The organism is Stenotrophomonas sp. 610A2, assembly GCF_030549615.1.
Lineage (GTDB): Bacteria > Pseudomonadota > Gammaproteobacteria > Xanthomonadales > Xanthomonadaceae > Stenotrophomonas > Stenotrophomonas pigmentata.
Genome location: NZ_CP130832.1, coordinates 1,180,303 through 1,201,360 on the forward strand (window position 1 = coordinate 1,180,303; position 21,058 = coordinate 1,201,360).

Genomic DNA, 21,058 nt, shown 5'->3' on the forward strand with positions numbered 1-21,058 from the left:
GCGCAGGCGCTGCTGCAGTGATGCAGCAGCGCCGCCAGCACTAACTGACAGCCCATCGACACAGATTTCCTCCTTTCGGAGAACACCATGAAAGACCTGCTCAACCTCTTCAACCAGCAGCGCCAGACGCTGGACTTCGACGCGATCAAGATCGCGCTGGCCTCGCCGGACCTGATCCGTTCGTGGTCCTTCGGCGAAGTGAAGAAGCCGGAAACCATCAACTACCGTACCTTCAAGCCGGAGCGTGACGGCCTGTTCTGCGCCGCCATCTTCGGACCGGTCAAGGACTACGAGTGCCTGTGCGGCAAGTACAAGCGCATGAAGCACCGCGGCGTCGTCTGCGAAAAGTGCGGCACCGAAGTCACCCTGGCCAAGGTGCGTCGCGAGCGCATGGGCCACATCGACCTGGCATCGCCGGTCGCGCACATCTGGTTCCTCAAGTCGCTGCCGTCGCGCATCGGCCTGATGCTGGACATGACCCTGCGTGACATCGAGCGCGTGCTGTATTTCGAAGCCTACGTGGTGACCGAGCCGGGCCTGACCGCCCTGGAGCGCCGCCAGCTGCTGACCGAAGAACAGTACCTGCAGGCACGCCAGGAACACGGCGATGACTTCGACGCCGCCATGGGCGCCGAGGCCGTCTACGAACTGCTGCGCACCATCGACCTGCAGGCCGAAATGGTCCGCCTGCGCGAAGAAATCGCCGCAACCGGTTCGGAAACCAAGCTCAAGCGTCTGACCAAGCGCATCAAGCTGGTCGAAGCCTTCCTCGAGTCGGGCAACCGCCCGGAGTGGATGGTGATGACCGTGCTGCCGGTGCTGCCGCCGGATCTGCGCCCGCTGGTTCCGCTGGACGGTGGCCGCTTCGCGACCTCGGATCTGAACGATCTGTACCGCCGCGTCATCAACCGTAACAACCGCCTGCGTCGCCTGCTGGAGCTCAACGCTCCGGACATCATCGTGCGCAACGAAAAGCGCATGCTGCAGGAGTCGGTTGACGCCCTGTTGGACAACGGCCGTCGCGGCCGTGCCATCACCGGCACCAACAAGCGCCCGCTCAAGTCGCTGGCCGACATGATCAAGGGCAAGCAGGGTCGTTTCCGTCAGAACCTGCTGGGCAAGCGCGTCGATTACTCGGGCCGTTCGGTGATCACCGTGGGTCCGTACCTGAAGCTGCACCAGTGCGGCCTGCCGAAGAAGATGGCGCTCGAGCTGTTCAAGCCGTTCGTGTTCGCCAAGCTGCAGCGTCGTGGCCTGGCCACCACCATCAAGGCCGCCAAGAAGCTGGTCGAGCGCGAAGAAGGCGAAGTCTGGGACGTCCTGGAAGAAGTCATCCGCGAGCATCCGGTGCTGCTGAACCGTGCGCCGACCCTGCACCGTCTGGGCATCCAGGCGTTCGAACCGCTGTTGATCGAAGGCAAGGCCATCCAGCTGCATCCGCTGGTCTGTACCGCATTCAACGCCGACTTCGACGGTGACCAGATGGCCGTCCACGTGCCGCTCTCGCTGGAAGCCCAGCTGGAAGCGCGTGCGCTGATGATGTCCACCAACAACATCCTGTCGCCGGCCAACGGCGAGCCGATCATCGTGCCGTCGCAGGACGTCGTGTTGGGCCTGTACTACATGGCGCGCTCGCTGGTGAACAAGCAGGGCGAGGGCATGGTGTTCGCGAACACCGACGAAGTGAAGCGTGCCTACGACAACCGTCTGGTTGAACTGCACGCCCGCGTCAAGGTGCGCATCGTGCAGGTCGAGCGTGACGAAGACGGCAACAAGGTCAAGAAGACCTCGATCGTCGACACCACCGTCGGCCGTGCGCTGCTGAGCGAGATCATGCCGGAAGGCCTGCCGTTCGAGCTGTGCAACACCGAGATGACCAAGAAGAACATCTCGCGCCTGATCAACCAGAGCTACCGTCTGCTGGGTCTGAAGGACACCGTGGTGTTCGCCGACAAGCTGATGTACACCGGCTATGCCTACGCAACCCGCGCTGGCGTGTCGATCGGCATCGACGACATGCTGATCCCGGACGAGAAGAAGGGCATCCTCGGCGAGGCAGAAGCCGAAGTGCTGGAAATCCAGGAGCAGTACCAGTCGGGTCTGGTCACCGCCGGCGAGCGCTACAACAAGGTGGTCGACATCTGGTCGCGCACCAATGAGCGCATCGCCAAGGCGATGATGGAAACCATCGGTACCGAGAAGGTCGTGGGTAGCGACGGTGAGCTGGTCGACCAGAAGTCGATGAACTCGCTGTACATCATGGCCGACTCCGGTGCGCGTGGTAGCCAGGCGCAGATCCGTCAGCTGGCCGGTATGCGCGGCCTGATGGCGCGTCCGGACGGCTCGATCATCGAAACGCCCATCAAGGCGAACTTCCGTGAAGGCCTGAACGTGCAGGAGTACTTCAACTCCACCCACGGTGCCCGTAAGGGTCTGGCCGATACCGCGTTGAAGACGGCGAACTCGGGTTACCTGACCCGTCGTCTGGTCGACGTGGCGCAGGACGTGGTGATCACCGAGGTCGATTGCGGTACCTCCGAAGGCCTGACCATGACCCCGATCGTGGAAGGCGGCGACGTGGTTGAGCCGTTGAAGGACCGCGTGCTGGGTCGTGTCGTGGCCGAGGACGTGTTCCTGCCGGGCAACGACGAAGATCCGATCGTGACCCGCAACACCGTGCTCGACGAGCAGTGGGTGAACAAGCTGGAAGAAGCCGGCGTGCAGACCATCAAGGTCCGCTCGACGATCACCTGCGCCTCGTCCTTCGGTGTCTGCAGCCTGTGCTACGGCCGCGATCTGGCCCGTGGCCACATCGTCAACATCGGTGAAGCGGTCGGCGTCATCGCCGCACAGTCGATCGGTGAGCCGGGTACCCAGCTGACCATGCGTACGTTCCACATCGGTGGTGCGGCATCGCGTGCGGCTGCGGTCGACAACATCACCGTCAAGACCACCGGTTCGGTGAAGTTCTCCAACCTGAAGCACGTCGAGCAGACCAGCGGTTCGCTGGTTGCGGTCTCGCGTTCGGGTGAAATCTCCGTGCTCGACCCGCATGGTCGTGAGCGTGAGCGTTACAAGCTGCCGTACGGTGCCAGCATTGGCGTCAAGGACGGTGCGGAAATCAAGGCTGGCCAGACCGTGGCCAACTGGGATCCGCATAACCACCCGATCGTGTCGGAAGTGGCTGGTTTCGTGCGCTTCATCGACTTCATCGATGGCGTGACCGTGATCGAGAAGACCGACGAATTGACCGGTCTGGCTTCGCGCGAAATCACCGATCCGAAGCGTCGTGGCTCGCAGGCCAAGGATCTGCGTCCGCTGGTCCGCATCGTCGATGGCAAGGGCAATGACCTGACCATCCCGGGCACCGACCTGCCGGCACAGTACCTGCTGCCGCCGCGCTCGATCGTCAACCTGCAGGATGGCGCGCCGGTAGGCGTGGGCGACGTGGTTGCCAAGATCCCGCAGGAAGCCTCGAAGACCCGCGACATCACCGGTGGTCTGCCGCGCGTTGCCGACTTGTTCGAAGCCCGCAAGCCGAAGGATCCGGCGATCCTGGCCGAACGTTCGGGTATCATCAGCTTCGGCAAGGACACCAAGGGCAAGCAGCGCCTGATCATCAAGGACACTGATGGTTCGGAGCACGAAGAGCTGATCCCGAAGTACCGTCAGATCATCGTGTTCGAAGGTGAACACGTGACCCGCGGTGAAACCGTGGTGGACGGCGAGCCGAGCCCGCAGGACATCCTGCGCCTGAAGGGCGTGGAAGAACTGGCCCGTTACCTGGTCAAGGAAATCCAGGACGTTTACCGCCTGCAGGGCGTGAAGATCAACGACAAGCACATTGAAGTGATCTCGCGTCAGATGCTGCGCAAGGTGGAAATCGTCGACCAGGGCAGCAGCAAGTTCCTCAATGGCGAGCAGGCCGAGCGCCAGCGCGTGATCGAGGAGAATGCCAAGCTGATCGCCCGTAACGAGCTGCCGGCCCGTTTCGAGCCGGTGCTGCTGGGTATCACCAAGGCATCGCTGGCCACCGAATCGTTCATTTCGGCGGCTTCCTTCCAGGAAACCACCCGCGTGCTGACCGAGGCTGCCGTGCGCGGTACCTCCGATGGCCTGCGCGGCCTGAAGGAAAACGTGATCGTCGGTCGCCTGATTCCGGCCGGTACCGGTCTTGCGTATCATGCGCAGCGCCGCCGTAACGCGTCGGGCCTGACCGATTCGGAAATCGCAACCCTGGCCGGTCCGGTCGCGGTCGCGGAACCCGAAGTTGTTGCACCGGAAGCTGAACAGGCTGCTGGTGAAGAGTAAGTAGTTTGATCAGCCGACCCGTTCGCGGGTCGGCAGTTCGACCTGAACGGGGTATATGGAGATCCCCCTGTAACAGCTCTGGATCAGGGCTGGCTTGGAAGGGGCTCGTTTGACTGGGCTCTTGACAAGTTGCTACAATCGTCTGTCTCAGCAGGCCAAAATTTTGGCCTGCTTTACAATTTCCGCATCCTGGCCGTTTTTTGCGGCCCCAATCAGAAGAACCTACTGATGGCGACGATCAACCAGCTGGTACGCAAGCCGCGTCAAGCTACCACCTACAAGAGTGCCTCGCCGGCACTCGACAAGTGCCCGCAGCGCCGTGGCGTCTGCACGCGCGTTTACACCACCACTCCGAAGAAGCCGAACTCGGCTCTGCGCAAGGTTGCAAAGGTTCGCCTGACCAACCAGGAAGAAGTGATTTCCTACATCGGTGGTGAAGGCCACAACCTGCAGGAGCACTCCGTGGTCCTGATCCGTGGCGGTCGCGTCAAGGATCTGCCGGGTGTGCGTTACCACACCGTCCGTGGCTCGCTCGATGCCGCCGGCGTCGCCAAGCGTCGTCAGGCGCGTTCCAAGTACGGCGCAAAGCGTCCGAAGGCCTGAGGAATAAGACATGTCACGTAAAGGTAATACTCCCCAGCGTTCGGTCCTGCCGGATCCGAAGCACAAGAGCGAAACCATTGCCCGCTTCATCAACATGGTCATGTTGAGCGGCAAGAAGTCCGTTGCTGAAAAGATCGTCTATGGCGCCATGGACGTGATCGGCGAAAAGAACCCGAACGCAATCGAGCTGGTGCAGAAGGCACTGGACAACGTTGCTCCGGGCGTCGAAGTGAAGTCGCGTCGCGTCGGTGGTGCCACCTACCAGGTGCCGGTCGAAGTGCGTGCATCGCGCAAGATGGCCCTGGCCATGCGTTGGCTGATCGACTCGGCACGTAAGCGTGGCGAGAACACCATGCCGCGCAAGCTGGCCGCTGAACTGCTGGACGCCTCGGAAAACCGTGGCGGCGCCATCAAGAAGCGTGAAGAGACCCACCGTATGGCGGAAGCGAACAAGGCCTTCGCTCACTACCGCTGGTGAGTTGTTGGGGCCTTGGAAACAGGGCCCCTGGCACCCACATAGGTGCTGCTTGTAGCGCTTTGAGCGCTGCTTAAATCCGAAGGCCGCCGCAAGGCGGCGTTCGGCCATCCGAATTCCAAGAAATTGAGAGGCTCCCGTGGCCCGCACCACTCCTATCGAGCGTTACCGTAACTTCGGCATCATGGCTCACATCGATGCCGGCAAGACCACCACGTCCGAGCGCATCCTGTTCTACACCGGCAAGAGCCACAAGCTCGGTGAAGTGCATGACGGCGCCGCCACCATGGACTGGATGGAGCAGGAGCAGGAGCGTGGCATCACGATCCAGTCCGCTGCTACCACCGCGTTCTGGAAGGGCATGGACAAGTCCCTGCCGGAGCACCGTTTCAACATCATCGACACCCCTGGGCACGTTGACTTCACCATCGAAGTCGAGCGCTCCCTGCGCGTGCTCGACGGCGCGGTGTTCGTGCTGTGCGCCGTTGGTGGCGTGCAGCCGCAGTCCGAGACCGTGTGGCGCCAGGCCAACAAGTACCAGGTTCCGCGCATCGCGTTCGTCAACAAGATGGACCGTACCGGTGCCAACTTCCTGAAGGTCCGTGACCAGCTGAAGGCCAAGCTCGGCGCCGTTGCCGTGCCGATGCAGCTGCCGATCGGTGCCGAGGAAGGCTTCAAGGGCGTGGTCGACCTGCTCAAGATGAAGGCCATCCATTGGGATGACGCGTCGCAGGGCATGAAGTTCGAGTACGGCGACATCCCGGCTGACATGCAGGCGGCGGCTGAAGAAGCCCGCACCTTCATGATCGAAACCGCGGCTGAAGCCAGCGAAGAGCTGATGGAAAAGTACCTGGGCGGCGAAGAGCTGGACGAGGCCGAGATCATCCAGGCGCTGCGTACCCGTACGCTGGCCGTGGAAATCGTGCCGATGTTCTGTGGTTCGGCGTTCAAGAACAAGGGCGTGCAGGCCATGCTCGACGGCGTGATCCAGTTGCTGCCGTCGCCGGTTGACGTGCCTGACGTGAAGGGCACCGACGTCGACAACGACACCATCGAGATGACCCGCAAGTCGGACGACAAGGCTCCGTTCTCGTCGCTGGCGTTCAAGATCATCACCGATCCGTTCGTTGGCGCGCTGACCTTCTTCCGTGTCTACTCGGGTACCCTGAACGGTGGCGACACCGTGCTGAACTCGGTGAAGAACAAGAAGGAGCGCATCGGCCGCATCCTGCAGATGCACTCGAACAACCGCGAGGAAATCAAGGAAGTTCTGGCTGGTGACATCGCGGCTGCCGTGGGCCTGAAGGACACCACCACCGGTGACACGCTGTGCTCGATCGATGCACCGATCGTGCTTGAGCGCATGACGTTCCCGGAGCCGGTGATCTCGATGGCCGTCGAGCCGAAGACCAAGTCGGACCAGGAAAAGATGGGTCTGGCACTGGGCCGTCTGGCACAGGAAGATCCGTCGTTCCGCGTCAAGACCGACGAAGAATCCGGCCAGACCATCATCTCCGGCATGGGCGAGCTGCACCTGGACATCATCGTTGACCGCCTCAAGCGCGAATTCAACGTTGAAGCCAACGTCGGCAAGCCGCAGGTTGCGTACCGCGAAACCATCCATCTGGCTGACGTCAAGTCGGATTACAAGCACGCCAAGCAGTCCGGTGGTAAGGGTCAGTACGGTCACGTCGTGATCGAACTGTCGCCGATCACCGCTGAAGATCGTGCCGATCCGAAGCTGGCTGGTTCCATCAAGGACGATTTCCTGTTCATCAACGACATCACCGGCGGCGTGATCCCGAAGGAATTCATTCCTTCCGTGGAAAAGGGCCTGCGCGAAACCATCACCAGCGGTCCGCTGGCTGGCTTCCCGGTGGTTGACGTCAAGGTCAAGCTGGTGTTCGGCTCGTACCATGACGTTGACTCCTCGGAAATGGCGTTCAAGCTCGCCTCGTCGATGGCCTTCAAGCAGGGCTTCGCCAAGGCCAAGCCGGTGCTGCTGGAGCCGATCATGAAGGTCGAGATCGTGACCCCGGAAGACTACCAGGGTGACGTGATGGGCGACGTAAGCCGCCGTCGTGGCGTTCTGCAGGGCTCGGGCACCACCGGTGACGGTTCGGCCAGCATCATCAATGCGATGATCCCGCTGGGCGAAATGTTCGGTTACGCCACCGCGCTGCGTTCGCAGACCCAGGGTCGCGCAACCTTCACGATGGAATTCGACCACTACGAGCCGGCGCCGAACAACATCGCCGAAACCGTTATCAAGAAGGGCTGAGTCTCAGACTCAGCCTCTCCCTCCAAGTTTTAGCTAATCAAGGAATTACATATGTCCAAGGGTAAGTTCGAACGTACCAAGCCGCACGTCAACGTCGGCACCATCGGCCACGTCGATCATGGCAAGACCACGCTGACCGCCGCACTGACCAAGATCGGTGCTGAGCGCTTCGGTGGCGAGTTCAAGGATTACTCCTCGATCGACGCCGCGCCGGAAGAAAAGGCACGTGGCATCACGATCTCGACCGCGCACGTTGAGTACGAATCCGCGACCCGTCACTACGCCCACGTGGATTGCCCGGGCCATGCTGACTACGTCAAGAACATGATCACCGGTGCTGCCCAGATGGACGGCGCGATCCTGGTCTGCTCGGCTGCTGACGGCCCGATGCCGCAGACCCGCGAGCACATCCTGCTGTCGCGTCAGGTCGGCGTGCCGTACATCGTCGTGTTCCTGAACAAGGCCGACATGGTTGACGATGCCGAGCTGCTGGAACTGGTCGAAATGGAAGTCCGCGAGCTGCTGAGCAAGTACGACTTCCCGGGCGACGACACCCCGATCGTGCACGGTTCGGCTCGTATGGCGCTGGAAGGCGACCAGAGCGACATCGGCGTGCCGGCCATCCTGAAGCTGGTCGATGCACTGGACAGCTGGATCCCGACCCCGGAGCGCGACGTCGACAAGCCGTTCCTGATGCCGGTGGAAGACGTGTTCTCGATCTCGGGCCGCGGCACCGTGGTGACCGGTCGTATCGAGCGTGGCGTGATCAAGGTCGGCGAAGAAATCGAAATCGTCGGTATCCGTCCGGTCCAGAAGACCACCGTCACCGGTGTGGAAATGTTCCGCAAGCTGCTCGACCAGGGTCAGGCAGGCGACAACGCCGGTTTGCTGCTGCGCGGCACCAAGCGTGACGACGTTGAGCGTGGCCAGGTTCTGGCCAAGCCGGGCTCGATCAAGCCGCACACCCAGTTCGAAGCTGAGGTGTACGTGCTGTCGAAGGATGAGGGCGGCCGTCACACCCCGTTCTTCAAGGGCTACCGTCCGCAGTTCTACTTCCGTACCACCGACATCACCGGTGCGGTTGAGCTGCCGGAAGGCGTCGAGATGGTGATGCCGGGCGACAACGTGAAGATGGTTGTCACCCTGATCAACCCGGTGGCAATGGACGAAGGTCTGCGCTTCGCAATCCGCGAAGGTGGCCGTACCGTCGGCGCCGGCGTGGTTGCAAAGATCATCGCCTAATAGCGCTGCGCTTCCTCGCGAAGCAAGGTGTTGAAGAAGGGCGGCCTCCGGGCCGCCCTTTTTTATTGTTTGTTTTGTGGGTGGGGTGAGGCCGGGGTTTCGTGTGGTGTGCGTGTTTGACGCTTGTGGCTTGAAGAGCCTGGTGCTTGAGGGGCTGGGAGGTTTCGGCGCCAAAAGCTTCAAGTGTCATGAGCTTTGAGGGCTCAAGGCTTCAATTGGCTGAAGAAGCCAGAAGCTGGGAGTCAAAGGCCAAAAAGCTAAAAGTCAAAGGTCAAAAGCTTTCCCTCACCCCAACCCCTCTCCCGTAAACGGGAGAGGGGCCAGTACTCCGCCAGCCCGCAGTCCCCTAGCGACCCACGCATTCCGAGCCCCTCTCCCGTTTACGGGAGAGGGGTTGGGGTGAGGGCAGCTTTTCGCGGAAAGTTTGAAAAACCTGAATAGGCTGCAGGCTGCAGGCTGCAGCCGGGATGGATTTGTACTTCGGCTTCGCCGGCGTGGATAATGCCGCTCCCGGCGGAAGTGGCGGGGTCGAGGTATTCACATTCAGGCCTGTTCAGGGTTTGCCTGGCTGCGGCCGGCACAATTGCTGCGTCTGGATAGGGTGGGGTGCTCGACGCAGTGCCGTCATGCGGGTCTCCCGGCCTTTTCGCTACCGCATCTGCCATCTGTCCATTCATCCCCCAGTTAGCCGGGATACCCGCATCCGCGCAGATCATCTACGCAGTTGCCAAGGCCAAAACCCGCATATGCGCGGGAAACCCCGTAAATCCGGCTGTTAGCTGAAGGACCCCATACCTCGGCAGAGGGGTGAGTTGCAATAGGAAAAGAATACTGACAGAATGCACGACCACTCGCGGAAGTGCTCGTTTACGGGAATTCCGCAACCAGCGAAAAGAGGAGCAGGACGCGCCTCGTATTCGCCAGACAAGGACAGGTCGCATGGGAGGCACTCCGTTCAACGGGGTGTTTTTCGTGCGTTTGAACAAGTCTGGGGCGGGCCGGGAAACCGGGCCGCCCTGCTGTTATGAAAGGATTCGCGCGACGGGCAGTGCTTCGGCGCTAAACGTCGTTTTCATGGGGTTCGGCACACATAGGGGCCGAACCTGTCGCTCTTTAGACCCATAGGAATACCGTCATGGCGGACCAAAAGATCCGAATTCGGTTGAAGGCGTTTGATCATCGTTTGATCGACCGTTCGGCCAGCGAGATCGTTGAAACGGCAAAGCGGACCGGCGCGCAAGTGCGTGGCCCGATCCCTCTGCCCACCAAGATCGAGCGTTACACCATCCTCGTCTCCCCGCACGTCGACAAAGACGCGCGTGACCAGTACGAGACCCGCACGCATAAGCGCGTGCTCGATATCGTCGACCCCAACGACAAGACCGTGGACGCGCTGATGAAGCTCGAACTGGCTGCCGGCGTCGACGTTCAGATCAAGCTGACCTGAGGACTACGACCATGACGAAGAAATATTCGTTGGGCTTCGTGGGCCGCAAGGCTGGCATGAGCCGCGTTTTCACCGAAGATGGCCAGTCCATCCCGGTGACCCTGATTGAAGCCACCCCGAACCGCATCGCGCAGATCAAGACCGTTGAAACCGACGGCTACAGCGCAGTGCAGGTGACTGTCGGCGCGCGTCGCGCTGCACTGGTCAACAAGCCGGAAGCTGGTCACCTCGCCAAGGCGAAGGTTGAAGCTGGCCGCGGCCTGTGGGAATTCCGCGTTGAAGACGCACAGATCGGCGATTTCGCCGTCGGTGGCGAAATCAAGGCAGACATCTTTGAAGTCGGCCAGACGGTTGACGTCCAGGGCGTCACCAAGGGTAAGGGCTTCCAGGGCACCATCAAGCGCTACAACTTCCGTATGGGCGATGCAACCCACGGTAACTCGCTGTCGCATCGCGCGCCGGGTTCCTTGGGCCAGCGCCAGACCCCGGGTCGCGTTTTCCCGGGCAAGAAGATGTCCGGCCACATGGGTTCGGTGCAGCAGAGCACCCAGAACCTGGAAGTGGTCAAGGTCGATGTCGAGCGTGGTCTGATTGCCATCCGCGGCGCCGTGCCTGGCGCAGCCGGTGGTGACGTGATCGTGCGTCCGGCTAGCAAGGCATAAGGAGAGATGACGATGGAACTCGTTATCACGGGTAGCAACAACAAGGTCTCGGTCTCCGAAGCCGTGTTCGGTCGCGATTTCAGCGAAGATCTGGTTCACCAGGTCGTCGTTGCCTACCGCAACGCCGCACGTTCGGGCACCAAGGCACAGAAGACGCGTTCTGAAGTGGCTGGTACCACCAAGAAGTCGAAGAAGCAGAAGGGTGGTGGCGCTCGTCACGGTGCCCTGACCGCTCCGATCTTCGTCGGCGGTGGTGTCACCTTCGCGGCCAAGCCGCGTAGCTTCGAACAGAAGGTCAATCGCAAGCAGTATCGCGCCGCCATGTGCGCCATCCTGTCCGAGCTGAACCGCCAGGGTCGCCTGACCATCGTTGAGTCGTTCGATGTCGAAGCGACCAGCACCAAGGCCCTGACCACCAAGCTGGCTGGCCTGGAAGTGGGCAAGCGTCCGCTGATCGTCACCGAAGAAGCTTCCGAGCACCTGTACCTGTCCGCTCGCAACCTGCCGTATGTGCAGGTGCGTGACGTGCAGGGGCTGGACCCGGTTTCGCTGGTCGGTGCCGACACGGTCGTCATCACCGCTGACGCGGTCAAGAAGGTCGAGGAGTGGCTGGCATGAGCGCCAACGAAAAAATCTTCAGCGTGCTGCGTGCACCGCGAGTCTCTGAAAAGACCGCGCGCCTGCAGGAAATCTCCAACCAATACGTCTTCGAAGTTTCGAACGAAGCCACCAAGGCCGATGTAAAGGCCGCGGTTGAGCAGCTGTTCGACGTCAAGGTCGAGTCGGTCAACGTGCTGAACGTGAAGGGCAAGAACAAGTCCTTCCGTAATCGCGCAGGCCGCCGCGGCGATTGGCGCAAGGCGTATGTGCGTCTCGCCGATGGCCAGTCCATCGATGTAACGGCCAAGGCCTGAGGTACATCCCATGCCATTGATGAAATTCAAACCCACTTCTCCCGGCCGTCGTTCGGCCGTGCGCGTGGTCACTCCTGATCTGCACAAAGGCGCGCCGCATGCTGCGTTGCTGGAGCCGCAGAGCAAGTCCGGCGGTCGTAACCACCACGGTCGCATCACCACCCGTCACGTTGGTGGTGGTCACAAGCAGCACTACCGTCTGATCGACTTCAAGCGCAACAAGGAAGGCATTCCGGCACGCGTGGAACGTATCGAATACGATCCGAACCGCACTGCCCATATCGCCCTGCTGTGCTACGTCGACGGCGAGCGTCGCTACATCATCGCCCCGAAGGGCCTGAAGGCTGGTGACCAGGTCATCTCGGGCGCTCACGCCCCGATCAAGACCGGTAACACCCTGCCGCTGCGCAACATCCCGGTCGGTACCACCGTCCACGGGATCGAGCTGAAGCCGGGCAAGGGCGCTCAGATCGCTCGTGCCGCTGGTGCAGGCGTGCAGCTGGTCGCTCGTGAAGGTATCTACGCCACCCTGCGTCTGCGCTCGGGTGAAATGCGTAAGGTGCCGATCGAATGCCGCGCCACCATTGGTGAAGTCGGTAACGACGAGCACAACCTGGAGAAGCTGGGCAAGGCTGGTGCCAAGCGCTGGCGCGGCGTCAAGCCGACCGTCCGCGGTGCCGCCATGAACCCGGTGGATCACCCGCACGGTGGTGGTGAAGCCAAGGCCGGCCAGGGTAATCCGCATCCGGTCACCCCGTGGGGCGTTCCGACCAAGGGTTACAAGACGCGCCATAACAAGCGCACTCAGCAGTTCATCGTCCGCGATCGTAGGGGCTAATCGACCATGGCACGTTCACTCAAGAAGGGCCCGTTCGTCGATCACCACCTCGTCAAGAAGGTGGAGGCCGCTGCGGGCAGCAAGAAGCCGATCAAAACCTGGTCGCGCCGTTCGATGATCCTGCCGGAAATGGTAGGCGTCACCATCGCCGTTCATAACGGCAAGAACCACGTTCCAGTGCTCGTCAACGAGAACATGGTCGGCCACAAGCTCGGCGAATTTGCCGTCACCCGGACCTTCAAGGGTCACGGTGGCGACAAGAAGTCGGGCAAGTAAGGAGAGATGACAATGGAAGCGAAAGCAATCCTGCGCTCCGCGCGCATCTCTGCGCAGAAAGCCCGTCTGGTCGCTGACCAGGTGCGCGGTCTGCCGGCCGAGCGTGCGGTCAACCTGCTGAAGTTTTCGGATAAGAAGGCTGCCCACCTGATCAAGAAGGTGGTGGAGTCGGCTATCGCAAATGCCGAAAACAACCAGGGCGCTGACATCGACGAGCTGAAGGTCCAGACCATCATGGTTGATGAAGGTCCGACCCTGAAGCGTTTCATGGCGCGGGCGAAAGGCCGCGGTACCCGCATCCTCAAGCGCACCAGCCACATCACTGTGGTTGTGGGCGCCGGCAAGTAAGCGGAAAGGATAAAGACCATGGGTCATAAAGTTCATCCGGTTGGTATCCGCCTCGGTATTTCCAAGGACTGGAACTCCAAGTGGTACGCCAACAAGGCCGAGTTTGCTGGTTACCTGGCAGCCGACCTGAAAGTTCGCGAGATGCTGCGCAAGAAGCTTGCTCAGGCTGGCATCTCCAAGATCCTCATCGAGCGTCCGGCAAAGACGGCTCGCGTGACGATCCACACCGCTCGTCCGGGCGTGGTGATCGGCAAGCGTGGTGAGGACATCGAAAAGCTGCGTAAGGAAGTGAGCGAAATGATGGGCGTCCCGGCGCACATCAACGTCACCGAAGTGCGCAAGCCGGAGTTGGACGCACAGCTGGTTGCCGAGTCGATCGCGCAGCAGCTGGAGCGCCGCATCATGTTCCGCCGCGCAATGAAGCGCTCGGTCGGCAACGCGATGCGCCTGGGTGCCCTGGGCATCAAGGTCAACGTCGGCGGCCGCTTGAACGGCGCTGAAATTGCCCGTTCGGAGTGGTACCGCGAAGGCCGCGTGCCGTTGCACACCCTGCGTGCGGATATCGACTACGGTTTCGCTGAAGCCAGCACCACCTACGGCATCATCGGCATCAAGGTCTGGATCTACAAGGGTGAAGTCTTTGATTTCTCCCAGGTTGGCCAGGAAAAGCAGGACGACAGCCCGCGCAACGATCGTAACGATCGCGGCGACCGCGGTGACCGTCCGTCGCGCCCGGCTCGTGAAGCGAGGTAACGGCAATGTTGCAACCCAAGCGAACCAAATACCGCAAGATGTTCAAGGGCCGCAATGACGGCCTGAGCTGGAGCGCCAATGCCGTCAGCTTCGGCGAGTTCGGCCTGAAGGCTACTGCCCACGGTCAGCTGACCGCGCGTCAGATCGAAGCGGCTCGCCGCTCGATCAGCCGCTACGTCAAGCGCGGTGGCAAGATGTGGATCCGTGTGTTCCCCGACAAGCCGATCACCAAGAAGCCCATCGAAGTCCGAATGGGTGCTGGTAAGGGTGGCGTGGAATACTGGGTCGCCCAGATCCAGCCGGGCCGCATGATTTATGAAGTCGAGGGTGTGACCGAGGAAGTGGCACGCGAGGCGTTCCGCCTGGCCGCTGCCAAGCTCTCGGTGACCACCACTTTCGTAACCCGGACGGTGCGCTGATGGACATCAAACAACTCCGCGAGAAGTCGGCTGACGAACTCAAGGCCCACCTGACCGACCTGCGTAAGGAGCAGTTCTCGCTCCGTATGCAGCAGGTCACCGGCCAGCTGCCGAAGACCCACGAAACCCGCCGGGTGCGTCGCGAGATTGCTCGCGTCAAGCACCTGATCGGCAGCACGAAGTAAGGATGGCTGCGATGAGCGAAAATACTGAAAAGAAGACGCTGCGCACGGTCGAAGGCCGTGTCGTCAGCAACAAGATGGACAAGACGGTCACCGTGTTGGTGGAGCGCCAGGTCAAGCACCCGTTGTACGGCAAGTACATCAAGCGCTCGACCAAGCTGCACGCACACGACGCCGACAACGCCTGCAATGAAGGCGATGTCGTGCGCGTGACCGAGATTGCTCCGATGTCCAAGACCAAGAACTGGCGCGTGGTGGAAGTCATCACGCGTGCGGCTGAATAAGGAGATCTGACTCATGATCCAGATGCAGAGCTACCTTGATGCTGCGGACAATTCCGGTGCCAAGGAACTGATGTGCATCAAGGTGCTTGGTGGTTCCAAGCGCCGTTATGCCCACATCGGCGACATCATCAAGGTCACCGTGAAGGACGCAATCCCGCGCGGCAAAGTCAAGAAGGGTGAAGTGTATGACGCCGTCGTGGTGCGTACCCGCAAGGGTGTGCGTCGCGCCGATGGCTCGCTGATCCGTTTCGACGGCAACGCTGCGGTCCTGCTCAACAACAAGCAAGAGCCGATCGGCACCCGCATCTTCGGACCGGTGACCCGTGAACTTCGTTCCGAGAAGTTCATGAAGATCGTCTCGCTCGCTCCCGAAGTTCTGTGAGCGCCAGGAGATAGTCATGGCTAACCGTATCAAGAAGGGCGACCAGGTTGTCGTCAACACCGGCAAGGACAAGGGCAAGCAGGGCGAAGTCGTCCGCGTAGACGGCGACCGCGTGGTCGTCGCCAACGTGAACATCGTCAAGCGCCACACCAAGCCGAACCCGCAGGCAGGCGTTGCCGGCGGCGTGGTCGAGCGTGAAGCGTCGATCCATATCTCCAACGTGAATGTGCTGAACCCGGCTTCGGGCAAGGGCGAACGCGTTGGCTTCAAGGTGCTGGAGGATGGACGCAAACTGCGTGTGTTCCGCTCCAGCGGTGAGGCGCTGGACGCCTAAGGACTGACCGATGAATTCACGTCTCGAAAAGTTTTACAAGGAAGAAGTGGTACCGGCGCTGACCAAGCAGTTCGGTTACACCAATCCGATGGAAGTGCCGCGCCTGGTCAAGGTCACCCTGAACATGGGTGTGGGCGAAGCTGCGACCAACAAGAAGGTTCTTGAGAACGCCGTTGCCGACATGACCAAGATCACCGGCCAGAAGCCGGTGGTCACCAAGTCGCGCGTCTCGGTGGCTTCGTTCAAGATCCGTGATGGTTGGCCGATCGGCTGCAAGGTCACGCTGCGTCGTGACACCATGTTTGAGTTCCTGGATCGCCTGATCAACATCTCGCTGCCGCGCGTGCGTGACTTCCGCGGCGTGTCGGGTCGTTCGTTCGACGGTCGTGGCAACTACAACATGGGTGTGAAGGAACAGATCATCTTCCCGGAAATCGACTTCGACGCCGTCGACGCGATCCGCGGTATGGATATCGCCATCACCACCACCGCCAAGACCGACGCGGAAGCGAAGGCGCTGCTCGCAGCGTTCAAGTTCCCGTTCCGTAACTGATTCGTCGAGGATACAGAAATGGCAAAGACCTCAATGGTCAACCGCGACATCAAGCGGAAGAAGCTGGCTCTGAAGTACGCCGACAAGCGTGCAGCTCTGAAGAAGATCGTGTCCTCGGTGGACGCGAGCTACGAAGAGAAGGCTGAAGCCGTGATCAAGTTGTCGAAGCTGCCGCGCGATTCGTCGCCGAGCCGCCACCGCAACCGTTGCGAGCTGTCGGGTCGTCCGCGTGGCGTGTACAGCAAGTTCGGCCTTGGCCGCAACAAGCTGCGCGAAGCCACCATGCGCGGTGACGTGCCGGGCCTGCGCAAGGCAAGCTGGTAAGCAATAACCCGACCGGGCCGCAAGGCCCGGTCAGGTCGCCGGAAGGGCAACCTGAAGGCAAAGCAAATAGTCCGACGCAAGTCGGACTTTTTGTTGTACAATCCCGCTTCTTGCCTGCCCGAAAAGGGTGGCAGGTGCGTAAAGGGCCCTGGCCCATCCCAGGAAAACACAAGATTTTCGCGAAAGCGGATATCGGTGCACTCAAAGGTATCTACATGAGCATGACTGATCCCATCGCCGACCTGCTGGTCCGCATCAAGAATGCGGCCGCGGTTGGCAAGCAGACGGTGAAAGCCCCGTCGTCCAAGGTCAAGGTGGCTATTGCCCAGGTCCTGAAGGACGAGGGTTACATCACTGACCTGCGCGTCAACAACATCGAAAACAACAAGGCCGAGCTTGAAATCGTCCTGAAGTATTTCGAAGGCAAGCCGGTCATCGCGACCCTGAAGCGCTTCTCGCGTTCGGGCCTGCGTCAGTACCGTGGCAAGTCCGATCTGCCGAAGGTCCTGAACGGCCTGGGCGTCGCCATCATTTCCACCTCCAAGGGCATCATGACTGATGCGCAGGCGCGCCAGTTGGGCGTCGGCGGCGAAGTCCTGTGCTTCGTGGCCTAAGGGAAGGAGTCCACTATGTCCCGCGTAGCCAAGAAGCCGATCAACCTGCCCAAGGGCGTTGAACTGACCATCCAGCCGGAAGTTGTGAGCGTGAAGGGCCCGAAGGGCACCCTGTCGCTGAACAAGGCCGCTGGCGTTGAAATCACTCTCGACAACGGCGTTGCCACGCTGAGCCCGAAGGATATTTCCTTCGATGCGCTGACCGGCACCGTGCGTGCGATCCTGGCCAACATGGTGCAGGGCGTGTCCGAAGGCTTCGAGCGCAAGCTGGAGCTGGTCGGCGTGGGTTACCGCGCTGCCATGCAGGGCAAGGACCTGAATCTGTCGCTGGGCTTCTCCCACCCTGTCGTGTTCGTGGCGCCGGAAGGCATCACCCTGTCGACCCCGACGCAGACGGAAATCGTCGTGCAGGGCGCAGACAAGCAGGTTGTCGGTGAAGTTGCCGCCAAGATCCGTGGTTTCCGTCCGCCGGAGCCCTATAAGGGCAAGGGTGTGAAGTACGCCGGTGAAGTCATCATTCGCAAGGAAGCCAAGAAGGCCTAATTCCTAGGTTTTCAGCTTTCGAGGATAAAGAACATGAACAAGAACATCGCCCGTCTGCGTCGCGCCAAGTCGACCCGTTCGCACATCCGTACCCTGGGCGTTGCGCGCTTGTCGGTCCTGCGCACCGGTCAGCACCTGTACGCACAGATCTTCACTGCCGACGGCTCCCTGGTGCTGGCTGCTGCCAACACCGCACAGGCCGACGTCAAGGAAGGCCTGAAGAGCGGCAAGAACATGGAAGCCGCCACCAAGGTTGGCAAGCTGATTGCAGAGCGCGCCAAGGCTGCTGGTATCGAGAAGGTCGCTTTCGACCGCTCGGGCTACCGCTACCACGGTCGCATCAAGGCTCTTGCTGATGCTGCCCGCGAAGGCGGCCTGCAGTTCTAAGCAATACAGGAAAGGGGCCTTTGGCCCCTTTCCGCCTGCCTGCCGGTACGGGTTTGTACCGGGCGCCCTTCGTTCTTATGCAGCGACCGGCGAAACATCGCTTCAACTCACAACCATAAGCGGCATCGAGCCGTACATACCCAATCAATCAAGGAATCGAAATGGCAGAAGAGCGTCAGCAGCGGGGTCGCGATCGCGACCGTAACCGCGAAGAGAAAATCGACGACGGCATGATCGAGAAGCTGGTCGCGGTCAACCGCGTCAGCAAGACCGTCAAGGGTGGCCGCCAGTTCACCTTCACCGCACTGACCGTGGTCGGTGATGGCGAAGGCAAGGTCGGCTTCGGTTATGGCAAGGCGCGTGAAGTGCCGGTCGCCATCCAGAAGTCGATGGAGCAGGCCCGCAAGAACCAGGTCAGCGTTGATCTGAACAACGGCACGTTGTGGCACACCATCAAGGATGGTCACGGCGCAGCTCGCGTGTTCATGCAGCCGGCTTCGGAAGGTACTGGCGTCATCGCCGGTGGTGCCATGCGCGCCGTGCTGGAAGCCGTTGGCGTGAAGAACGTCCTGGCCAAGGCAACCGGTTCGCGTAACCCGATCAACCTGGTCCGTGCCACCCTGAAGGGTCTGGCCGGTGCACAGTCCCCGGCCCGTATTGCTGCCAAGCGCGGCAAGAAGTTGGAGGATCTGAACCATGGCTAATGAAATCGTCAAGACCGTCAAGGTGCGCCTGGTGCGCGGCCTGCGTGGCACCCAGTCGCGTCACCGCCTGTCGGTGCGTGCCCTGGGCCTGAACAAGCTCAATGATGTGCGTGAACTGAAGGACAGCCCGCAGGTTCGCGGTCTGATCAACAAGGTTCAGTACCTCGTCCAGGTTGAGGAGTAATCGACCATGACTATGCGTCTCAATGAACTGAGCCCGGCACCGGGCGCCCGCACCGAGCGCACCCGCGTCGGCCGCGGTATCGGCTCCGGCCTGGGCAAGACCTGCGGCCGCGGCCACAAGGGTTCGTTCGCTCGCAAGGGCGGCGGCAAGATCAAGGCTGGCTTCGAAGGCGGCCAGACCCCGATGCAACGTCGTCTGCCGAAGATCGGCTTCTTCTCGCACAAGGCCAAGGACACTGCAGAAGTGCTGTCCTACCACCTTGATCGCCTGGAAGCTGGTGAGATCGACGTGGCAGCACTGCGTGCCGCCAAGCTGATCCCGACGGCTGCAAAGAAGGTCAAGATCGTCCTGAAGGGCGAGCTGAGCAAGGCGTTCACCCTGAAGGGTGTTTCCGCCACTGCTGGCGCCAAGGCCGCGATTGAAGCTGCCGGCGGCAGCGTACAGGAGTAACTGGAACATGGCGCAAGCTGGCATCGGTAAACTCGCGGCAGGGGCGGGCAAGTTCACGGAACTTCGCCAACGCCTCCTGTTCGTACTTGGGGCATTGCTCGTCTATCGCATCGGCTGTTATGTGCCGGTGCCGGGCGTCAATCCCGATGCCATGCTTGCGCTGATGCAGGCGCAGGGCGGCGGTATCGTGGACATGTTCAACATGTTCTCGGGCGGCGCCCTGCACCGTTTCAGTATCTTCGCGTTGAATGTGATGCCGTATATCTCGGCATCCATCGTGATGCAGCTGGCGGTCCACATCTTCCCGGCCCTGAAGGCCATGCAGAAGGAAGGTGAGTCTGGTCGTCGCAAGATCACGCAGTATTCGCGCATCGGCGCGGTGCTCCTGGCGGTGGTGCAGGGCGGCAGTATTGCGCTGGCACTGCAGAACCAGGTGTCGCCGGGCGGTGCACCGGTGGTTTACGCGCCGGGCATGGGCTTCGTGTTGACCGCGATCATCGCGCTCACCGCAGGCACCATCTTCCTGATGTGGGTGGGTGAGCAGGTGACGGAGCGGGGCATCGGCAACGGTGTATCGCTGATCATCTTCGCCGGCATCGTGGCTGGCCTGCCGGCTGCCGTGATCCACACCGTTGAAGCCTATCGTGACGGCAACATGAGCTTCATCTCGTTGCTGATCATCGTGCTGGTGGTGCTGGCTTTCACCTACTTCGTGGTGTTCGTCGAGCGCGGTCAGCGCCGCATCACCGTCAATTACGCCCGCCGTCAGGGTGGCCGTAATGCCTATATGAACCAGACCTCGTTCCTGCCGTTGAAGCTCAACATGGCAGGCGTGATCCCGGCCATCTTCGCTTCCAGCATCCTTGCCTTCCCGGCAACGCTGGCAATGTGGTCCGGCCAGGCCAGCTCGGCCACATGGCTGCAGAAAGTTGCCAACGCGCTGGGTCCGGGCGAGCCGCTGCACATGATCGTGTTTGCTGGCCTGATCACCGGTTTTGCGTTCTTCTACACCGCGCTGGTGTTCAATTCGCAGGAAACCGCTGACAACCTGAAGAAGTCGGGCGCGCTGATTCCGGGCATCCGTCCGGGCAAGGCCACCGCAGATTACATCGATGCCGTGCTGACTCGTCTGACGGCTGCCGGTTCGCTGTACCTGGTGATCGTCTGCCTGCTGCCGGAAATCATGCGTACCCAGCTCAATGCCTCGTTCTACTTCGGCGGCACCTCGCTGCTGATCGTGGTGGTGGTGGTGATGGACTTCATCGCGCAGGTCCAGGCGCATCTGATGTCGCACCAGTACGAGAGCCTGTTGAAGAAGGCCAACCTGAAGGGCGGCAACCGCGGCGGCTTTGCACGCGGCTGATTCACCAGTTATACTTGTTGCTTAATTACGCGAAACCCGCCCTGGTCAACCGGGCGGGTTTCCAAACAGAAGGGCGGCCCCTGCAGCGGTTTCGGGTGGGGGTGTGATGTGGTTGTTCCGCGCGGGAGTAGCGCGGGCGGCTGGGAGATGACTCTCCTTGCCAGGCACATCCGGCGCCGGAGCAT

Annotated in this window: 27 protein-coding genes; all 27 read left to right on the plus strand. The window is 61.2% G+C overall.

Annotated elements, in window-relative coordinates; all coding sequences use genetic code 11:
• Positions 1-87 precede the first annotated feature (87 nt).
• The 27 genes from rpoC (at position 88) to secY (ending at position 20,873) form a co-directional block, all read left to right on the plus strand.
• Positions 88-4,311: a DNA-directed RNA polymerase subunit beta' gene (gene rpoC / locus Q5Z11_RS05205; RefSeq protein ID WP_303749027.1), complete on the plus strand. Its 4,224-nt coding sequence runs from the start codon at positions 88-90 to the stop codon at positions 4,309-4,311.
• A 228-nt stretch (positions 4,312-4,539) separates the two neighbouring features.
• Entirely contained in the window at positions 4,540-4,914 is a 375-nt protein-coding gene (rpsL, locus tag Q5Z11_RS05210) for a 30S ribosomal protein S12 (RefSeq protein ID WP_004145320.1), read from the plus strand.
• Positions 4,915-4,924: 10 nt separating this feature from the next.
• Positions 4,925-5,392, plus strand: a complete 468-nt coding sequence (gene rpsG, locus Q5Z11_RS05215; RefSeq protein WP_303749028.1) for a 30S ribosomal protein S7 — start codon at positions 4,925-4,927, stop codon at positions 5,390-5,392.
• A gap of 136 nt (positions 5,393-5,528) precedes the next feature.
• Positions 5,529-7,670 (plus strand): elongation factor G, encoded by a 2,142-nt coding sequence (fusA, locus tag Q5Z11_RS05220; protein WP_303749029.1) that lies wholly within the window; start codon positions 5,529-5,531, stop codon positions 7,668-7,670.
• A gap of 51 nt (positions 7,671-7,721) precedes the next feature.
• Positions 7,722-8,912 (plus strand): elongation factor Tu, encoded by a 1,191-nt coding sequence (gene tuf / locus Q5Z11_RS05225; RefSeq protein WP_303749021.1) that lies wholly within the window; start codon positions 7,722-7,724, stop codon positions 8,910-8,912.
• A gap of 1,135 nt (positions 8,913-10,047) precedes the next feature.
• Complete coding sequence (rpsJ, locus tag Q5Z11_RS05230) at positions 10,048-10,359, plus strand: 30S ribosomal protein S10 (RefSeq protein WP_010341589.1); 312 nt, start codon at positions 10,048-10,050, stop codon at positions 10,357-10,359.
• A gap of 11 nt (positions 10,360-10,370) precedes the next feature.
• Positions 10,371-11,021 (plus strand): 50S ribosomal protein L3, encoded by a 651-nt coding sequence (gene rplC, locus Q5Z11_RS05235; RefSeq protein ID WP_057629588.1) that lies wholly within the window; start codon positions 10,371-10,373, stop codon positions 11,019-11,021.
• Positions 11,022-11,033: 12 nt separating this feature from the next.
• Positions 11,034-11,639, plus strand: a complete 606-nt coding sequence (rplD, locus tag Q5Z11_RS05240) for a 50S ribosomal protein L4 (RefSeq protein ID WP_282270283.1) — start codon at positions 11,034-11,036, stop codon at positions 11,637-11,639.
• Complete coding sequence (gene rplW, locus Q5Z11_RS05245) at positions 11,636-11,935, plus strand: 50S ribosomal protein L23 (RefSeq protein ID WP_057629589.1); 300 nt, start codon at positions 11,636-11,638, stop codon at positions 11,933-11,935. The genes rplD and rplW overlap by 4 nt, the downstream gene beginning before the upstream one ends.
• A gap of 10 nt (positions 11,936-11,945) precedes the next feature.
• Positions 11,946-12,773 carry a 50S ribosomal protein L2 gene (rplB, locus tag Q5Z11_RS05250; protein ID WP_303749030.1) on the plus strand — a complete coding sequence of 276 codons (828 nt, stop codon included), beginning with the start codon at positions 11,946-11,948 and terminating at the stop codon, positions 12,771-12,773.
• Between the two features lie 6 nt (positions 12,774-12,779).
• Positions 12,780-13,049 carry a 30S ribosomal protein S19 gene (gene rpsS, locus Q5Z11_RS05255; RefSeq protein WP_057629591.1) on the plus strand — a complete coding sequence of 90 codons (270 nt, stop codon included), beginning with the start codon at positions 12,780-12,782 and terminating at the stop codon, positions 13,047-13,049.
• A 12-nt stretch (positions 13,050-13,061) separates the two neighbouring features.
• Positions 13,062-13,397, plus strand: a complete 336-nt coding sequence (rplV, locus tag Q5Z11_RS05260; RefSeq protein ID WP_303749031.1) for a 50S ribosomal protein L22 — start codon at positions 13,062-13,064, stop codon at positions 13,395-13,397.
• A gap of 18 nt (positions 13,398-13,415) precedes the next feature.
• Positions 13,416-14,150 carry a 30S ribosomal protein S3 gene (rpsC, locus tag Q5Z11_RS05265; RefSeq protein WP_057629592.1) on the plus strand — a complete coding sequence of 245 codons (735 nt, stop codon included), beginning with the start codon at positions 13,416-13,418 and terminating at the stop codon, positions 14,148-14,150.
• A 5-nt stretch (positions 14,151-14,155) separates the two neighbouring features.
• A complete protein-coding gene (gene rplP / locus Q5Z11_RS05270) occupies positions 14,156-14,569 on the plus strand; it encodes a 50S ribosomal protein L16 (RefSeq protein ID WP_282270271.1) in 414 nt (137 codons plus the stop codon).
• Entirely contained in the window at positions 14,569-14,754 is a 186-nt protein-coding gene (rpmC, locus tag Q5Z11_RS05275) for a 50S ribosomal protein L29 (RefSeq protein WP_054657204.1), read from the plus strand. Before rplP ends, rpmC begins: the two co-directional genes overlap by 1 nt.
• 11 nt (positions 14,755-14,765) lie before the next feature.
• On the plus strand, positions 14,766-15,035 hold the full coding sequence (rpsQ, locus tag Q5Z11_RS05280) for a 30S ribosomal protein S17 (protein WP_303749032.1): 270 nt from the start codon (positions 14,766-14,768) through the stop codon (positions 15,033-15,035).
• 13 nt (positions 15,036-15,048) lie between these two features.
• Complete coding sequence (gene rplN, locus Q5Z11_RS05285; RefSeq protein WP_019186153.1) at positions 15,049-15,417, plus strand: 50S ribosomal protein L14; 369 nt, start codon at positions 15,049-15,051, stop codon at positions 15,415-15,417.
• A 16-nt stretch (positions 15,418-15,433) separates the two neighbouring features.
• A complete protein-coding gene (gene rplX, locus Q5Z11_RS05290; RefSeq protein WP_053519745.1) occupies positions 15,434-15,751 on the plus strand; it encodes a 50S ribosomal protein L24 in 318 nt (105 codons plus the stop codon).
• Between the two features lie 10 nt (positions 15,752-15,761).
• On the plus strand, positions 15,762-16,304 hold the full coding sequence (rplE, locus tag Q5Z11_RS05295) for a 50S ribosomal protein L5 (RefSeq protein WP_062169033.1): 543 nt from the start codon (positions 15,762-15,764) through the stop codon (positions 16,302-16,304).
• Between the two features lie 18 nt (positions 16,305-16,322).
• Positions 16,323-16,628, plus strand: coding sequence for a 30S ribosomal protein S14 (gene rpsN / locus Q5Z11_RS05300; protein ID WP_062169030.1), 306 nt, complete (start codon positions 16,323-16,325; stop codon positions 16,626-16,628).
• A 215-nt stretch (positions 16,629-16,843) separates the two neighbouring features.
• Positions 16,844-17,242 (plus strand): 30S ribosomal protein S8, encoded by a 399-nt coding sequence (rpsH, locus tag Q5Z11_RS05305; RefSeq protein ID WP_303749033.1) that lies wholly within the window; start codon positions 16,844-16,846, stop codon positions 17,240-17,242.
• Between the two features lie 15 nt (positions 17,243-17,257).
• Positions 17,258-17,785, plus strand: coding sequence for a 50S ribosomal protein L6 (gene rplF / locus Q5Z11_RS05310; RefSeq protein WP_303749034.1), 528 nt, complete (start codon positions 17,258-17,260; stop codon positions 17,783-17,785).
• Positions 17,786-17,818: 33 nt separating this feature from the next.
• Positions 17,819-18,172 (plus strand): 50S ribosomal protein L18, encoded by a 354-nt coding sequence (rplR, locus tag Q5Z11_RS05315; RefSeq protein WP_303749035.1) that lies wholly within the window; start codon positions 17,819-17,821, stop codon positions 18,170-18,172.
• Positions 18,173-18,333: 161 nt separating this feature from the next.
• A complete protein-coding gene (rpsE, locus tag Q5Z11_RS05320) occupies positions 18,334-18,876 on the plus strand; it encodes a 30S ribosomal protein S5 (protein ID WP_282270259.1) in 543 nt (180 codons plus the stop codon).
• On the plus strand, positions 18,869-19,060 hold the full coding sequence (gene rpmD / locus Q5Z11_RS05325) for a 50S ribosomal protein L30 (protein ID WP_303749036.1): 192 nt from the start codon (positions 18,869-18,871) through the stop codon (positions 19,058-19,060). Before rpsE ends, rpmD begins: the two co-directional genes overlap by 8 nt.
• 6 nt (positions 19,061-19,066) lie before the next feature.
• On the plus strand, positions 19,067-19,510 hold the full coding sequence (rplO, locus tag Q5Z11_RS05330) for a 50S ribosomal protein L15 (RefSeq protein ID WP_303749037.1): 444 nt from the start codon (positions 19,067-19,069) through the stop codon (positions 19,508-19,510).
• Positions 19,511-19,517: 7 nt separating this feature from the next.
• Entirely contained in the window at positions 19,518-20,873 is a 1,356-nt protein-coding gene (gene secY / locus Q5Z11_RS05335; RefSeq protein WP_303749038.1) for a preprotein translocase subunit SecY, read from the plus strand.
• Positions 20,874-21,058: the final 185 nt, after the last annotated feature.

Excerpts from the sequence above, each read along its gene's own strand:
- rpsE (WP_282270259.1), top strand. The coding sequence starts at position 18,334 with ATGGCAGAAGAGCGTCAGCAGCGGGGTCGCGATCGCGACCGTAACCGC.
- rpsL (WP_004145320.1), top strand. The coding sequence starts at position 4,540 with ATGGCGACGATCAACCAGCTGGTACGCAAGCCGCGTCAAGCTACCACC.
- rpmD (WP_303749036.1), top strand. The coding sequence starts at position 18,869 with ATGGCTAATGAAATCGTCAAGACCGTCAAGGTGCGCCTGGTGCGCGGC.
- rplO (WP_303749037.1), top strand. The coding sequence starts at position 19,067 with ATGACTATGCGTCTCAATGAACTGAGCCCGGCACCGGGCGCCCGCACC.
- rplN (WP_019186153.1), top strand. The coding sequence starts at position 15,049 with ATGATCCAGATGCAGAGCTACCTTGATGCTGCGGACAATTCCGGTGCC.
- tuf (WP_303749021.1), top strand. The coding sequence starts at position 7,722 with ATGTCCAAGGGTAAGTTCGAACGTACCAAGCCGCACGTCAACGTCGGC.
- rplP (WP_282270271.1), top strand. The coding sequence starts at position 14,156 with ATGTTGCAACCCAAGCGAACCAAATACCGCAAGATGTTCAAGGGCCGC.
- rplW (WP_057629589.1), top strand. The coding sequence starts at position 11,636 with ATGAGCGCCAACGAAAAAATCTTCAGCGTGCTGCGTGCACCGCGAGTC.
- rplD (WP_282270283.1), top strand. The coding sequence starts at position 11,034 with ATGGAACTCGTTATCACGGGTAGCAACAACAAGGTCTCGGTCTCCGAA.
- rplF (WP_303749034.1), top strand. The coding sequence starts at position 17,258 with ATGTCCCGCGTAGCCAAGAAGCCGATCAACCTGCCCAAGGGCGTTGAA.
- rpsC (WP_057629592.1), top strand. The coding sequence starts at position 13,416 with ATGGGTCATAAAGTTCATCCGGTTGGTATCCGCCTCGGTATTTCCAAG.
- rpsN (WP_062169030.1), top strand. The coding sequence starts at position 16,323 with ATGGCAAAGACCTCAATGGTCAACCGCGACATCAAGCGGAAGAAGCTG.
- rplV (WP_303749031.1), top strand. The coding sequence starts at position 13,062 with ATGGAAGCGAAAGCAATCCTGCGCTCCGCGCGCATCTCTGCGCAGAAA.
- rplB (WP_303749030.1), top strand. The coding sequence starts at position 11,946 with ATGCCATTGATGAAATTCAAACCCACTTCTCCCGGCCGTCGTTCGGCC.
- rpsQ (WP_303749032.1), top strand. The coding sequence starts at position 14,766 with ATGAGCGAAAATACTGAAAAGAAGACGCTGCGCACGGTCGAAGGCCGT.
- rpmC (WP_054657204.1), top strand. The coding sequence starts at position 14,569 with ATGGACATCAAACAACTCCGCGAGAAGTCGGCTGACGAACTCAAGGCC.
- rplX (WP_053519745.1), top strand. The coding sequence starts at position 15,434 with ATGGCTAACCGTATCAAGAAGGGCGACCAGGTTGTCGTCAACACCGGC.
- rpoC (WP_303749027.1), top strand. The coding sequence starts at position 88 with ATGAAAGACCTGCTCAACCTCTTCAACCAGCAGCGCCAGACGCTGGAC.
- secY (WP_303749038.1), top strand. The coding sequence starts at position 19,518 with ATGGCGCAAGCTGGCATCGGTAAACTCGCGGCAGGGGCGGGCAAGTTC.
- rplC (WP_057629588.1), top strand. The coding sequence starts at position 10,371 with ATGACGAAGAAATATTCGTTGGGCTTCGTGGGCCGCAAGGCTGGCATG.
- rpsG (WP_303749028.1), top strand. The coding sequence starts at position 4,925 with ATGTCACGTAAAGGTAATACTCCCCAGCGTTCGGTCCTGCCGGATCCG.
- rplE (WP_062169033.1), top strand. The coding sequence starts at position 15,762 with ATGAATTCACGTCTCGAAAAGTTTTACAAGGAAGAAGTGGTACCGGCG.
- rpsJ (WP_010341589.1), top strand. The coding sequence starts at position 10,048 with ATGGCGGACCAAAAGATCCGAATTCGGTTGAAGGCGTTTGATCATCGT.
- rplR (WP_303749035.1), top strand. The coding sequence starts at position 17,819 with ATGAACAAGAACATCGCCCGTCTGCGTCGCGCCAAGTCGACCCGTTCG.
- rpsH (WP_303749033.1), top strand. The coding sequence starts at position 16,844 with ATGAGCATGACTGATCCCATCGCCGACCTGCTGGTCCGCATCAAGAAT.
- rpsS (WP_057629591.1), top strand. The coding sequence starts at position 12,780 with ATGGCACGTTCACTCAAGAAGGGCCCGTTCGTCGATCACCACCTCGTC.